8 protein-coding genes are annotated in these 14303 nt (G+C 41.7%); 5 read left to right on the forward strand and 3 right to left on the reverse strand.

The features are described 5' to 3' along the window. The first annotated feature begins 227 nt into the window (after positions 1–227). Positions 228–1631, forward strand: coding sequence for a methyl-accepting chemotaxis protein (locus FH971_RS00410; RefSeq protein WP_140232925.1), 1404 nt, complete (start codon positions 228–230; stop codon positions 1629–1631). 238 nt (positions 1632–1869) lie between these two features. Here FH971_RS00410 and FH971_RS00415 read toward each other — a convergent pair whose 3' ends face one another. Next, positions 1870–4005 (reverse strand): TonB-dependent receptor family protein, encoded by a 2136-nt coding sequence (locus tag FH971_RS00415; RefSeq protein WP_140232927.1) that lies wholly within the window; start codon positions 4003–4005, stop codon positions 1870–1872. An 874-nt stretch (positions 4006–4879) separates the two neighbouring features. Between FH971_RS00415 and FH971_RS00420 the strand changes: the two genes are divergently transcribed. The 3 genes from FH971_RS00420 (at position 4880) to FH971_RS00430 (ending at position 10426) form a co-directional block, all read left to right on the forward strand. Further along, entirely contained in the window at positions 4880–6559 is a 1680-nt protein-coding gene (locus tag FH971_RS00420) for a glucan biosynthesis protein G (RefSeq protein ID WP_140232929.1), read from the forward strand. Between the two features lie 8 nt (positions 6560–6567). Beyond that, entirely contained in the window at positions 6568–8754 is a 2187-nt protein-coding gene (gene mdoH, locus FH971_RS00425) for a glucans biosynthesis glucosyltransferase MdoH (protein WP_140232931.1), read from the forward strand. A gap of 358 nt (positions 8755–9112) precedes the next feature. Further along, a complete protein-coding gene (locus FH971_RS00430; protein WP_240778417.1) occupies positions 9113–10426 on the forward strand; it encodes an MFS transporter in 1314 nt (437 codons plus the stop codon). Between the two features lie 82 nt (positions 10427–10508). On the opposite strand, the gene FH971_RS00435 is transcribed toward FH971_RS00430, so the two are convergent. Further along, the gene (locus tag FH971_RS00435; RefSeq protein ID WP_140232935.1) at positions 10509–11231 is read right to left on the reverse strand and encodes a sulfotransferase family protein; all 723 of its coding nucleotides are present in this window, start codon (positions 11229–11231) and stop codon (positions 10509–10511) included. Positions 11232–11459: 228 nt separating this feature from the next. Here FH971_RS00435 and FH971_RS00440 point away from each other — a divergent pair, with 228 nt between their 5' ends. After that, positions 11460–12566: a Fic family protein gene (locus tag FH971_RS00440; RefSeq protein ID WP_140232937.1), complete on the forward strand. Its 1107-nt coding sequence runs from the start codon at positions 11460–11462 to the stop codon at positions 12564–12566. Here the strand turns inward: FH971_RS00440 and dcm are convergent. Next, positions 12563–14239, reverse strand: a complete 1677-nt coding sequence (dcm, locus tag FH971_RS00445) for a DNA (cytosine-5-)-methyltransferase (RefSeq protein WP_059746849.1) — start codon at positions 14237–14239, stop codon at positions 12563–12565. The genes FH971_RS00440 and dcm overlap by 4 nt on opposite strands. Between the last annotated feature and the right edge of the window lie 64 nt (positions 14240–14303).

Consider the following 14303-nt stretch of genomic DNA (forward strand, 5'->3'; position numbering starts at 1 on the left):
TTAACGTTATCCATTTGTGTTTAAGCAGTAGCAATAACGGTCTTTTATGGTATTTTTACGTGATCTAAACGTCAACTTTGTAATTTAAAGACTCTTTAAACAAATAGTCATATATTATTCACCTAATTGTGTGTGTTGTTATATGTGTGTGTTGTTATATTAGTATAATCGGTTAAATGAGTGTTTATTGACCTCAATAATCATTGCTCATTTTTGGAGATATCATCGTGAAAGAAGTTGCATTTCGTTGGATAGACAAGTACTTAATCAACGTAAAACTGCAAGAGAATTTTCTTGTTCTTTTCTTTACTGCCGTGCTTGCCATTGTGGTTATTGGCATTTGTTTCATCGATGCGGCATCTTCACAACGCACCGTAGAGGCGCAGCAACAAGTGGACTTGATTGCTCAATTAGCCTCCTCCACACAATTATCTTCATCTGAATTAGCACCACTGTTGCAAAACACCCCGATTAACATTGGTAATAATACTGATATTTCAGCACAGGTGTCAGGGCAGAACTATTCATTGAGTTATGTAGATGACACTAGTTTTGTGACAGGATTTGGTTTATGGCACATCATTGCCATTAGTTTGAGTTTGTTGCTGATGATTGTCTGCTCTCACTATATTAAGACGTTCATTGGTGGTGGTTTATTCCATATTTATCATGCATTGAGAAAGTTAGCCGAAGGCGACCTTGCTTCTCGTATCGGCTATGCACCGTCACGAAATGAATTTAATTTGATCGCAAGAACGGTGGATAGGGTTTCAGAACGTGAACATAAGTTGGTGAAAGCCACCCAAGAAACCATTGCTCTTATCCAACAGATTAGTGCTCAATTGCGTGTTCGTAGCGATGATAATACCCAGTTGGCCAGTGTGCAGCAAGATCGTATTGATTCGCTAGCGAGTGCCACTGAAGAAATGGCTGTGTCGATTCGAGAGGTTGCTAGTCACGCTCAAGAATCGTCTACACAAATATCGCGAGCAACAGAAAAAACAACTCAAGGACAAGCTCAAATCCAAAAAACCTTGGTTGAGATTAATCAATTAGCGGGGGACGTTCGTGGTGCCTCTGTTGCCGTTGCCGAACTCGATACCAGTACCACTAAAATTGGTGATGTAATATCAACAATTAATGCCATATCGGAGCAAACCAACTTACTCGCCCTTAATGCTGCTATTGAAGCAGCAAGAGCAGGCGAACAGGGTCGTGGATTCTCAGTTGTTGCAGATGAGGTAAGAACCTTAGCGGGTAGAACTCAAGCAGCTACCGTCGAGATTCAAAAGATCATCGAAACGCTGCAAACCAATAGTAAAGGCGTGATGAGCGTGATGGCGAAAACAGTAACAGAAGCTCAGACCAGCGAACAGTTTATGACAGATGCAAGCCAAAATATGAGTGAAATTGCTGAGCAAAATCAGCATATCTCTGACAGAAGTTTGGAAATTGCCGCCGCGGCAGAAGAGCAAGGTGCCGTCGCTGATAATATTGCTAATGATGTTGATTCTGTCAGAAGCAGTTCTATTCAAGTGATGGATTTAGTTAATGCCACAGCAACAGAAATTGAGAGTTTGAGTCGTCAGGCTGATGTGTTGGAAGAATTGATGAAAGATCTGATTGTTTAATATTAATTGGGGATTGTTATTAGCATCACCCTAGCATCATGGTTTTATGATGACCACGGTCAACCATAATCTTCTTTTTGACCAAGGCTAAAACGGCGTTAATTTATCCGTGAAGTATTAGGTCAGTCTGTATTTATATAATGAAGAAGCCTCAACATATTTGTTGAGGCTTTGTTTTTTTAGGGCATGTATACATTTCAATTTGAGCTAACAATACGCTCTTAGAAACGGATGTCAGTTAGAAGGTGTAACCGACATCTAAGCTCAGTGAACGACCCGATGCTGGCACTCGTCCCGCTGGCGATACATCTAAGCCTCTAAAGTAGTATTCGTTATCAAATAGATTATTGACGGATAATCCCACTTTTAGGCCGTGACTATCTTGTTTGAAAAACTCAGTACCAATATTGAAGTTAACCACGGTATACGCAGGCACTTCTCCCGATGTACCAGATACATTCTCTTCAACTGTGTTAGCCAGGTCGGAAAATGATTTGCTGTAATAAAAGGCCATTAATCCTAAATCAACATCCTTAATACTGTATAAAGCACTGGCAGAAAGTTGATGTTTAGACACATAAGCCAATTCGTTACCGGCAAATTCTCCATCAAGTTGTTCAGTATCTAAATAGTTGTAGGCACCCGTTAGAACCAGATCTGGTAGCGACATAGGTGAGTAAGTGCCTTCTAGCTCAATACCTTGGTTACGGGTTTGGCCAATATTGACGAACAGACTAACGTCACCGTCGTACTCTATTTTATTTTCAAAATCGATACGGTAAGCCGCAATACTTAAGTTACTGCGTTCTGTTGGGGTAAAGCGTACGCCTGCTTCATAGTTCCACGATAGCTCTGATTCTAGAGTTTGATCTTTAGGCCATAATTGTGAAATTTGCGGCGTTCTCAATGAGCGTTGAGCATTGGTATACGCAAACCAATTTGAACTGAATTCGTAACCTAAAGTGATGCCCGGAAGCCACTCGGTCACGTGATTATCTTGGCTATAACCTTGTCCAACATTGGTAAAGGTCATGCGGACATCTTCATATCTTATGCCAGGGGTAATCGAAAATGTGTCATCAAAGAATCCCACTTTATTACTCACATAATAGGCCATGGCATTAGTATCCATTTGCCAGTCGCGCGGACGAGTTGCAGTTTGAGTCGATTTTTCTATGTGGTTTAGTTGGTAGCTAATGTCTTCATTAATATAACGAGCACCAGCGATAATGTGCTGACTAATATCACCATCAATAAGCAGACTTGCAGTTGGCTCAATGCCAAACACGGTAAAGTCGCGTGGAGAGTTACGCAGATGAGTGGCTTCTTGCGTAGTATCACTCCAGCTAGTACCTAAATTACCGTCGGTGTCTTTGCTTGAGTCATAAAAATCCCACTGAAAATTACGTGAACTCTTATTACCAAATACTCTGAGATCAATCTCACCATAATCGATAATTTTCGAATCATCGAGAACATGGCTATATTTCAATGACACTCGTTTAGTATTGGCATTAAATTCATCATTAGGACGTAGAGATTGTTCTCGATCAGCTTCATATGCGGCGGTATTTAAGGCACCCGGTAGCTCAGAAAAAGCATCGTAATATTGAAGCGTGGCGTCTAAGCTGTTTTGCCCATCGATATTCCATAGGGTCTTTAACATTAGGTTTTTAATGTCGGTTTCGGAGTGTTCACGAAACGATTCCCCTTTGGTGATGTTGCCATCGAAACGCATCGAAAAATCTTCATTAACCGCGCCGCCAGTGCTGACGTTAGTATCAAATAAGATATTACTGTCACCAAAGAAGGTCATGCGTTCATTAAGGCTGGTTTCCCAGTCTGTTGGGATTGGCTTTGAAATAAGGTTTATTACGCCGCCAACGTTGTTAGGGCCATATTGAATCGATGCTCCACCGCGTGCTACATCAATTCTATCTATCATGAATAAGGTGGCAGGGAATAATGACTGGCCAGTGTGCCCATATGGCGCAAGTGTCATTGGGATCCCATCGAGTAAGACTTGGGCGTAGCCACTGCGGCTGCTGTCTAAACCTCGTACTGATATGTTAGGTAAAACCCCTGTTCCAGTTTCATCTTTAATTTTAATCCCAGGGACTTGTTGTAATGCAGTGTCAATTGATCTGGCTGCAGTGCGCTCTATTTGATCAGAGGTAATAATTGAGCGGTTACCGGTATAGGTTTTTAAATCAGCAACTTCAGAATTGCCCAATAAGCTCCCCGTCACCACAATGACTTCGGGTTTGACTTCTGTCTGACTTTTGTCGTCAGCAAATGCCGCTGAACTAGCAAGGCTGGCTGCAATGGCCACCGCAATGGTGGTCAAAGTGAATCTGGATTTTTCAGGTAACATGCATATTTCCTATGTTTGTTTGGTCTGTTTTAAAGTGATAAGTTGGCTTTTAAAGTTCATGCCTCTATCTTCAGCAATCAAAAATGTTTCGGTGTAAATAAGCTTGTTGTTTAGGCGTGTTATCGATGACGTAAAAAGGAGTGTTTTCTGATGAGAAAGGAATTGTTAAGTTTTCGATTCCCAAAATAGCTTGTTGGTTATTGGGAGCTAATTTCAATGGGCTGGTGGCGATAAAGCTGGAGGTAAACATAATGATCAAAGTATATGTCGGTATTGATTTTGATAATTATTCTCATTTATGGCGTAGCAGTCAAGACTCGTACTTGTACTTATGGTGTAGTTACTACAAAACCCCTATTTTAATAAGTTATTCAATCTTTATTTATTCAATAAAATCATTAGCATGAGCTATTTTAGATACCTTGTTTTTGTAGATGTAAACTTTCAGTAAATTGTCAATGTGAATGAACTTGTATACAGAAATGAAATTGATAACTGAACAATTCACCCAAACTCGTTTTATCTTAAATAGAGAGTGCTTCTATTGGTTTGGTCTTAGAGTAACTTATTGCATTTAAAGAGGATTAATAATTAATAGCACAGTTAATATATTCATTACGATTGAAATGAATAGCCTATAAATCTGATAAATAACAATGTGGTAGTTTTTCCTTCCCCTTTTGTGCTATTTCGATATATCAATAGATTAAAATGTTATAGGTACTAATGGTATTTATTGATGAATAGTTGTGCAAAATTTTGACGTTCTGATATCGTTCGCGAAATAGAGCATAGGGTTGTGTACCAAGACATTTTGCCGCAATAACCGCTCTGGAACTCGCATATTAACGCTGTATTTTTTAGGTAGCCTATTATGGTTAGCTTACTGAGTAGTCGTACTTCGGCCTCATCTCAAACTATCAAAAAATCACTAACGTGTTTGTCGTTAGCTATAGCTGCAGGGTTTTGTTTTAATCTTGCTGCACAAGAACCCACTCCGCCGATCATTGCACCAACATCGCCTAGCGTGATCATACCGCAGCGAACTTATGTAGATGAACAAGCGATTGTGAAATCACCTAATAATTTGAACACAGAAACCAAAGTTCGTTTTGCTAAAACGGCTAACTTTGACTCTGATTCGGTGGTTAAGATTGCGCGCAAATTAGCGCAAAACCCCTATGTGGATCTTAAGGACCCTTTACCGCCTGGGTTGGCTAAAATATCTTACGATGAATATCGCGACATTCGCTTTAAGCCAGAAGCTTCTATTTGGAAAGCCGAAGGTTTGCCATATCAAATGCAATTGTTCCATCGGGGTTTTTATTTCCAAGACTTGATTGAAATTGCCCTAGTTGAAGGTAAGCAAGCCACCCACTTAGCCTATAACTCAGAGTTTTTTACTGCAGGTGATGTGTTGAGTCAGCGTTTGCCGACCCAAGATATTGGCTATTCTGGTTTACGTATCCATTATCCGTTAAATACCCCAGCATATTTTGATGAGCTTATGGTATTTCAAGGGGCGAGTTATTTTCGTGCATTGGGTAAAGGCAACGATTACGGCTTGTCTTCAAGGGGCTTAGCGTTAAATACCGCTGAACCTGAAGGCGAAGAATTTCCTATATTTCGTGCTTTTTGGGTTGAACGCCCAAACACCGACAGTAACTTAATTGTGGTGCATGCATTGTTAGACAGCCCTAGTGTTGCTGGGGCATATCGATTTTCAGTTAGACCTGGCGAAAACACTCATATTGATGTGGAAGCGACCTTATTTCCGCGCAAAGAGTTAGTTAAAGTCGGTTTAGCACCAAGCACAAGTATGTTTTTACATTCAATGAATGGTCGTCAAAACACCGATGACTTTAGACCAGAAGTACATGATTCTGATGCGCTATTGATCTTAAATGGTCGCGGCGAGCGTTTATGGCGTCCATTAGCTAATCCAAAGCAATTGCAAGTGAGTGCCTTTATGGACAACTCTCCTCAAGGTTTTGGCTTAATTCAGCGGGAACGCAGTTTTGATGCGTATCAAGATCTCGAAGCCCACTACGAGCGTCGCCCAAGTTTATGGGTTGAACCGGTCGGAAATTGGGGCGCGGGTGAAGTGGTGTTAACCGAAATACCAACCGACTCTGAAATACATGACAACATCGTCAGTTACTGGAAACCTAAACAACCTATTGCAGCGGGTAGCGAGTTTCATTTTACTTATCGATTAATTTGGGGCAACGAGCCCGAAGTTGACGACGGCACCGTAATTGTTGCCCGAACTGCCAGTGGTCGAGCAGATCTCGCTAAAGCGACACCGAGACGTTTATTTGTTATCGACTATCAAGTTAAAGAAGGCAATAACGATGAAATTCCGGTGGCCAAAGTGCAGAGTTCAGCCGGTGAAGTGACCAATGTGGTGGTATCTCGTCAGCCTAAAACTAATGGCTATCGTTTGGCATTTGAAATGGATCCACAAGATGCTGAATTGATTGAACTACGTGCTGAGCTTAAGTTTACTGGCCCACGCGATGTAGAAACCTGGCTTTATCGTTGGACTAAATAGTAGCAAACATGATGCAGACTGAATCTACTATTAGCGACATTGAAACCACACTGGTTGGCGGTACGGCTATGCCGTTAGAACGACCAAGCCCAATGGAGCCGCAAAGTTTACGTGCGTTGTCAGAAGGCATGCCACGTAAAAGTATTATCGCCAATGGTGTAAAGTCAGACGGATTACGTCGCCTTTTAGTGGTTGGTAGCGCTGCTATTATGTCGGTAATGGCTATTTATGAAATGGTGTCGGTATTTAATGTCGGCGGTGTAACTCCGCTGGAATACATTGTTTTAGTCTTGTTTGCGGTTAACTTTTGTTGGATTGCATTGGCATTTAGTGGCGGCATAGCCGGCTTTATTATGTTACTCAAAAAGCCTTCTACAAAAACTGCCGAAAGCATAAAGCTACATACCCGCACCGCGATATTAATGCCAACTTATAATGAATCGCCAGATCGCGTTTTTGCTGCGGTCGAAGTAATGGCAATGGCATTGGTTGAGTCGGGCGAAGCACATGCTTTTGATTGGTTTATATTAAGCGATACTACCGACCCCGATATTGCGTTAGCGGAAGAGCAGGCATTTTTAATATTGCGTCATCAAGTGAGCAAAGATGCGCGGGTCTATTATCGTCGCCGTCGTAAAAATGATGCCCGTAAAGCCGGTAATGTGGGTGACTTTTGTAAACGCTGGGGCGCCCGATACGACCATTTGTTAGTGCTAGACGCCGACAGTTTAATGGAAACCCACACTATTGTTAGTTTAGCTCAGCGTATGCAGGCTGATCCTGATGCTGGGCTAATCCAAACCATTCCGTATTTAATCAATGGCAACACTTTAATGGCGCGGCTACAGCAATTTGCTGCGCGTATTTATGGTCCGGTTATTGGTACTGGTTTGTCTTGGTGGGCGGATAAAGAAGGTAACTTTTGGGGCCATAATGCCATCATCCGTACACAGGCTTTTATGAGCGCTGCGGGGTTACCCAATCTTGCAGGAAAGCCGCCTTTTGGCGGTCATATCATGAGCCACGACTTTGTTGAGGCTGCGTTGATTCGACGTGCTGGTTGGAGCGTAGTGATTGCAGCTGATCTTCCTGGATCTTACGAAGAATGCCCTCCGTCTATTATCGATTTAGCGGTGCGCGATCGTCGTTGGTGCCAAGGAAATTTACAACACTCGCGAGTATTGTTTGCCAAAGGATTGCATTGGGTGAGCCGTTTACATTTGCTCTCTGGGATTATGGCCTACTTGTCATCTTCTTTTTGGTTATTGCTCATTCTATCTGGGTTAATGCTGGCATTGCAGGCACATTTTATTCGCCCAGAATATTTTACTGATCAGTTTTCGCTATTTCCCACTTGGCCAGTAATGGACTCAGACCGTGCATTACGCTTGTTTTACATCACCATGGGAATATTGTTTGGCCCCAAAATATTTGGCGTGTTGTTATTACTGAAAAATAGCAAGATGAGCCGGCAATTGGGCGGTCGGGATAAAGTGATAATTAGCATTGTGGTGGAAGTTATTTTATCGGCACTTATCGCACCGATTATGATGCTTATTCATTGTGGCGCTGTAATATCGATTTTAGCCGGACGCGATAGTGGCTGGGCGCCACAGAGGCGTGACGATGGCAGCTTACCTTGGTTAACACTGACTTATCGCCATCGTTGGCATATGTTAATTGGAGTGCTATTAGGTTACGCGGCTGTATTGGATTCGCTTACTTTACTCGCTTGGATGAGCCCAGCGCTAATCGGTTTATGGCTAGCTGTGCCGCTTTCTGCCATGACAGGTTCGGAACGTTTGGGGTTGTGGGTCAAGCGTATGCACATTTTGGCCACTCCTGAAGAGATATGCCCGCCAAAGCTTAGCCTTGAGTCGCTATCACGTCGTGAAGAATATAGTAATGCCATTGCTCAACCGTGGACCTTATCAAGGTTGTTGCAAGACCCAGAGTTAATGGCGCTTCATTTAGACATTATTGATAAAAGACCACACCGTTTACCCGGTTCTGCGGTTGAGTCACTCGAAGCCATTACTCGGGTAAAAGTACAAGAAGCACAATGCCAATATAGTATTACCGACCTATTTACGCGCCAAGAGTTAGCGTATTTACTGGGTAATCCTTTATTGCTAAAACAGTTACAAAAGCTGCCTGAGCAATATGTCACCGAAGGCATCGTGTCTTTTTGTTAGGTGAGTGTTTACTTTAGTATTGATGTGCAAAAAGCCCTGCCGATGAATATCGACAGGGCTTTTGTGTTTATGGTGCTTTCAGTACGCACTTAAACTTACAATGACAATAGCGGATTATGTGATCGCTATAGATTGTGAGCTGGTCACTTATCGGCCATAATTTTAACTCGTGACGTTAATCCGTTACGTTAACCAGTATCCTTAGTCACTCACTTATCAATGGCGTGTATTCATACCTCTTATGGCTTTAGATTATTCATCTAGTTCCGCTAATGCTTGTTCACGCAGTCGCGATAGATTGTCGTGGCTGAGGTGTACCTTACGACGTAGCCAGCAAGAAGCGGTGGCGTCGTCTACCATGACTGCCACCAGTGATAACTTTTTTAATGCTTATGCCATATTCTTAGGGGCAAGCCTAGGCCAAATGGGTTGGGTGACGGGCTTACCGCAGCTGTTTGGTGCTATGACACAGCTGTTGTCTGTTTGGTTGGCGAGTCATTTTAGCCGTCGGCAGTTTATTGTCGCATGTGCGGTTTTGCAAGCAGTTGTGGTATTGGCCATGGGCGCACTTGCGGCGTTTAGACCAGATAATGCAGTGTGGATATTTATTGGCTTGGCGGTGCTATATCAAGGATTTATCAATCTCATTCAACCGCACTGGCGTGCATGGATGGGCATGATAGTGCCGCAGCGTCGTCGTGGAGCCTTTTTTGCTTCTCGCACCCGCTTAACCATGATGGCATCGCTGAGTGTGTTCTTTGTCGGCGGTGGCATATTAACGCTAACTGACTCGGTACAGATGGCATGGTTAGGGTTTAGCTTACTGTTTTCGATTGCTGCTATGGGGCGTTTTGCATCAGCTTGGTTGCTATTGCAAATGCACGACCCAGAACCGAGAGTGGCAAAAGCATCAGGGGTGTTTACTCAAACCCTATATAACTTTCGCCAAGCATGGAAAGATAAAACCTTCCGCCATTACAGTTTATTTGTGGCGGGTATGCAGTGCATGGTGGCAATTTCGGCACCGTTTTTTGCTGTGTATATGTTGGACGATCTGCAATTTAGCTATTTTGAATTCGTCCTTTCGAGCGTAGCGTCTATTTTTACTCAGTTCATCACGTTAAGATTTTGGGGCCGCTTTAGCGATTTATATGGCAATCGGTTAGTGATGATTATCACCAGCTGTTTAATTCCGAGTTTGCCATTACTATGGTTATTCTCTGATAATTATTTATACATTCTTGCCATTCAAGCATTTGCCGGTTTTGGTTGGAGCGGCTTTACCTTAAGCACTGCTAATTATCTTTACGATATTCGCCCCTTTCGCAGTGACTTTGCCATCTATGCCGCCTTACAAGCAGGCTTAAGTGCCGGTTTTGTATTTATTGGTGCTATGGTCGGTGGCGTAATAGCCTCATATTCTGAAGCATTTCTAATCTGGTCAGGGTTGGACGCTTGGTTAAGCAGTCCAATATTTGTGGTGTTTATTGTATCAACCTGTATGCGGTCGTTAATGGCATTGTGGTTTATTCCGCGCTCGGTCGAGCCCAAAACTCGCCCAAGGCCTCAATTGCTGACACTTATTTTCCGTATCCGTGGCTTTAACGCCATTTCAGGCGTTAGCTTAGATTGGCTAACCGTCGCTAAGAAAAAGCGCAATAAAGATAAATAACCGCTGCGAGATATATAAACGGTTAAAAGCTGCTGCCGCGCGAGTAGTGCTGTATTAACTGGCTCATTCTAAATTTAAATCGTTAAAGTCGGTAATCAAAAAACTTACGTTTATCAGGCCCTGCTGCATTAGCGCTAATTTTATTTGGGTGTTTATATTCATCCCAGCTGGCCACATTGCGGCCCATGTTTAACTGTGGAAAGTTTGGTTGTGGGAGTTCGGCCGTATCAGGCTCAACTAAATCAATAAACTGCAGCAAGGTAGCAAAGCTACCAGCAACGCTGATATCAATGGTTATAAAGTCATCTCGCCCTGCAAAATAGCTCAACACTTGCTGCTGGTGGCGTTGATAACAGGCCGTTAAATGGTCGTCATCAAACACATCTTCAACCTGCCATATATCAAAACAATGATTAAAGCTGCGTTTCATTATTGGATGAAAGCGACCATTGTCCTTATCTAAATGTACTAACATTCTGCTCAATAGCATTTGCATCGACGGTAACCACTTATCTAGCGGCCTATCTAAATAGACAAATTTAGCGTTGGGGAATAGCGTATCTAATTGTTGGTAATCACTAAAGCAGGGCGCATCAGATACCGCATCGGCCAACATAAATGCCTGTTTAGTAAAGGCCTGATGGGCAACCGTTAACCCTTGCTCAAGCAAGGCCACACTTACACTGGTAGTGCCGGTACGCGGCAAACCGATAATAAATACTTTATTAGCCAACTTGTTCGTCAAAGTGGGTTTAGGCATATCGGCTTGTGGCGTTGTTGATAGTTCAGTCGGCTTGGGTGTCATTATTTACAGTCGCATTGGGTTATTTGAAGGTTATTGAATCAGTAAATGATTATACCGAAATGCCAGCCAAGGTGTTATCGAGCTTGCTAGTAGGAGTCATGAGGCAATTAACTATCCTATTCGCCTCATATGGTGAGGCGAATAAATTGCTATTTGCCTCATATGGTGAGTAGAATAGGTTAGTGTTTGCATCAAAGCAGTATTTAAGTCAGCTAAACAGAGGTTAATATGTGGATTTGGCAACAACAAGAATGGCCTGATTTTGTATGGGACCATATCCGTATTAATCCTTTATTGCGTCAAATTCAATTTAACCAAGGTTTGCTACTGGGTAAGATAGGCACTGAATCTGTTAGTCAATGGACACTCGATACTATGATCGCCAACATCGTATATTCAAGTGCGATAGAAGGCGAAACACTCAACGCATTGTCTGTACGTTCATCTTTGGCCAATAAACTTGGGGTGAGCGAAGAAAATCCTTATCCCACAACTGCACAAACCGATGGTTTAGCCGTTATCACCTTAGATGCGCTACAAAACTGGCAACAGCCACTTAGCCTAATGCGTATTTTAGATTGGCATGCTCTGTTGTTTCCGAGTAACCAAGCCGTGTTTAATCCTGTTATTGGCGGTAAGCTACGCGGCGATGAGCCTATGCAGGTGGTATCGGGGCGTTTAGACAAACCGACAGTCCATTTTGAAGCGCCTCCTCGAGATACGCTAGACCAAAGTTTAACGCAGTTTATTGAGTGGTTTAATCAATCACTAAAACAGGCTGACCTTGATCCGCTAGTACGAGCAGCCATCACTCATTTGTGGTTTGTTACCTTGCATCCGCTTGATGATGGTAATGGACGTATTACCCGTTTGCTGACCGATTTAGCATTAGCGCAAGCTGAACATCGTTCGATTCATTTTTACGCTATGTCAGTTAGCATACTTGAGCGACGTAAAGCTTATTACTCGATATTAGAGTCTACCCAACAGGGTCATCTCGATATTACACCTTGGCTACTATGGTTTTTAGACACCTTAAATGATGCTGTTCAACACACTCTCAATAACATTGAACAAACCATCGCGAAAACCCAATTCTGGCTTCGTGTCGATCGGCGCTTACTCACTCCAACATTAACAACAGAACAAGTTAAGGTACTTAACCGGCTGCTTGATGGTGATTTTAGTGATGGGATCAGCAGCAGCCAATATCAAAAAGTGGCTAAAGTCAGCCGCGCAACCGCAACTCGCCATTTAGCTCAACTAGTTGAACAACAATGTTTGGTCAAAACCGGTGCGGGCGGAAGGAGCACAAGGTATGTGTTGCTTAATTAATCAAATTCCTTTGTCAGTTCAATGGCGGGTCTCAGGAGTTTTGCCACAGCTCTAAATACAGGCACAACCACTGAATTACCAAATTGTTTATACGCACTAGCATTAGCACAAACTATTTTAAAATCATGATCATATCTTGTTCGATCAAATTCAGGCTTTTCAAATCCCATCAGTCTTGCACATTCGTTTGGTGTGAGGCTTCTTGGTGTTTTATATAAAGGATTAAATTCTTCAGCGTAGCGACCAAACTTTTCATCGTAAATTTTTTCTCCATCCTTTATCAGTTCCTTAGATTGCTCTGATTGTTCTATGTCACCTAGAGATTTTAATGCATGGGAAGTTGCAAACTCTTCTCTTTCTTGGTTCTTGAAAATACCATATTTCTTTTTTGCTTCTAGGTATTCATTTTCAAGCCCTTGATGATTTACAAGAATTTCTGAGCCATCTTTGTAATAGCGAGCAGAAAGGGTACGAGTTGTAACATGTTGATCTCTAGGATTAACAAGACCAAAACCAAAGCCGTTACCTTTGGTTTTATGTTTTAAAGCATAATGATAAAGATAATTCCAAAGGTTTGGGGTTAACGTATACCTTTTAACTTCAGCCTCTGTTAAATCTGATAAGATTTCATCAAGAGTATAACGACTTTCAGGTTTTTCTATTTGAGACAAAGATAGATTTTTTAAATCAGGAAATTTCTGTATAAGATCATTTCTGATTCCTACCAGAACCACTCGTTCTCGATGCTGGGGTGTGAAATGAATACCATCAATAATGGTTGGTTCTATTTTTCTTTTTCTAACATTTATTATTGCATCTTCAATATCTTTACCAGCATTAGTGATATCAAGCAGCCAGTATCCTAATTTGTCTAACGTTCTGATAATTGTTGCGAATGTATTACCTTTGTCGTGGCTTTTGAGATTTTTGACATTCTCAAGTACAAAAAATTTTGGTTTTCTTGCTTCAATTATTTTTTCTACGTCAAAGAATAAAGTACCTTGAGTGTCGCACTCAAAGCCGTGTGCTCTGCCAAGGGATATTTTCTTTGAAACACCAGCAATAGAAAAAGGTTGGCAAGGAAAACCTGCTAAAAGTACATCATGTTGTGGAACATGTTGAAGTATATGTAACGCCTTTTCTGATTCGGACATAATTTGGCAATTGCTGCATGTGACCTTTGTTATATCCATAAAAGAAGTATTTGCCCTGGAATTATCTTCTTCTTTGTCAAGGAAGTACGGTAACTCATCTTTATCGACATAGTAGTTAGCAAGATATGTTTTTCTAGCTTTTTGATCTAATTCATTTGTAAATACACATTTACCACCTAAATCTTCAAATCCTTTCCTAATACCACCGATTCCGGCAAAAAGATCTATGAATGTGAATGTTGGATTATCCCAATGTTCTGGTTTCTTGGGCAACAAATGACTTTCGATAAATAGCCTAGTTTTTTTGTCTAAGTTTATACATGCAGAATTAGAGTTTTTAGACCATTTGTTTAGGTTTTCACGGCTTACGCCAATACCAATCTCACTTAATTTTATAGCTAGATTTTTTTGATCATATATTTCAATTAGTAACTTGAATAATGAGTGTGTGGCAATTTCGTCATCTTTATGGAGGAGCTCATTGAGTTCATCTCCAAGAGTTATAATATCTTTAACCATGACTTTAGTTTTAAGGGGGATTTGTGTGAGATTCTATCACACAAAAATCCCAGATTGTTGAGGC

Source organism: Shewanella polaris, assembly GCF_006385555.1.
Classification (GTDB): domain Bacteria; phylum Pseudomonadota; class Gammaproteobacteria; order Enterobacterales; family Shewanellaceae; genus Shewanella; species Shewanella polaris.

Bases quoted from the DNA above. Each gene is read 5' to 3' on its own strand.
- mdoH (WP_140232931.1), top strand. From the start codon at position 6,568: ATGATGCAGACTGAATCTACTATTAGCGACATTGAAACCACACTGGTT.
- FH971_RS00435 (WP_140232935.1), bottom strand. From the start codon at position 11,231: ATGACACCCAAGCCGACTGAACTATCAACAACGCCACAAGCCGATATG.
- FH971_RS00440 (WP_140232937.1), top strand. From the start codon at position 11,460: ATGTGGATTTGGCAACAACAAGAATGGCCTGATTTTGTATGGGACCAT.
- dcm (WP_059746849.1), bottom strand. From the start codon at position 14,239: ATGGTTAAAGATATTATAACTCTTGGAGATGAACTCAATGAGCTCCTC.
- FH971_RS00420 (WP_140232929.1), top strand. From the start codon at position 4,880: ATGGTTAGCTTACTGAGTAGTCGTACTTCGGCCTCATCTCAAACTATC.
- FH971_RS00430 (WP_240778417.1), top strand. From the start codon at position 9,113: ATGACTGCCACCAGTGATAACTTTTTTAATGCTTATGCCATATTCTTA.
- FH971_RS00415 (WP_140232927.1), bottom strand. From the start codon at position 4,005: ATGTTACCTGAAAAATCCAGATTCACTTTGACCACCATTGCGGTGGCC.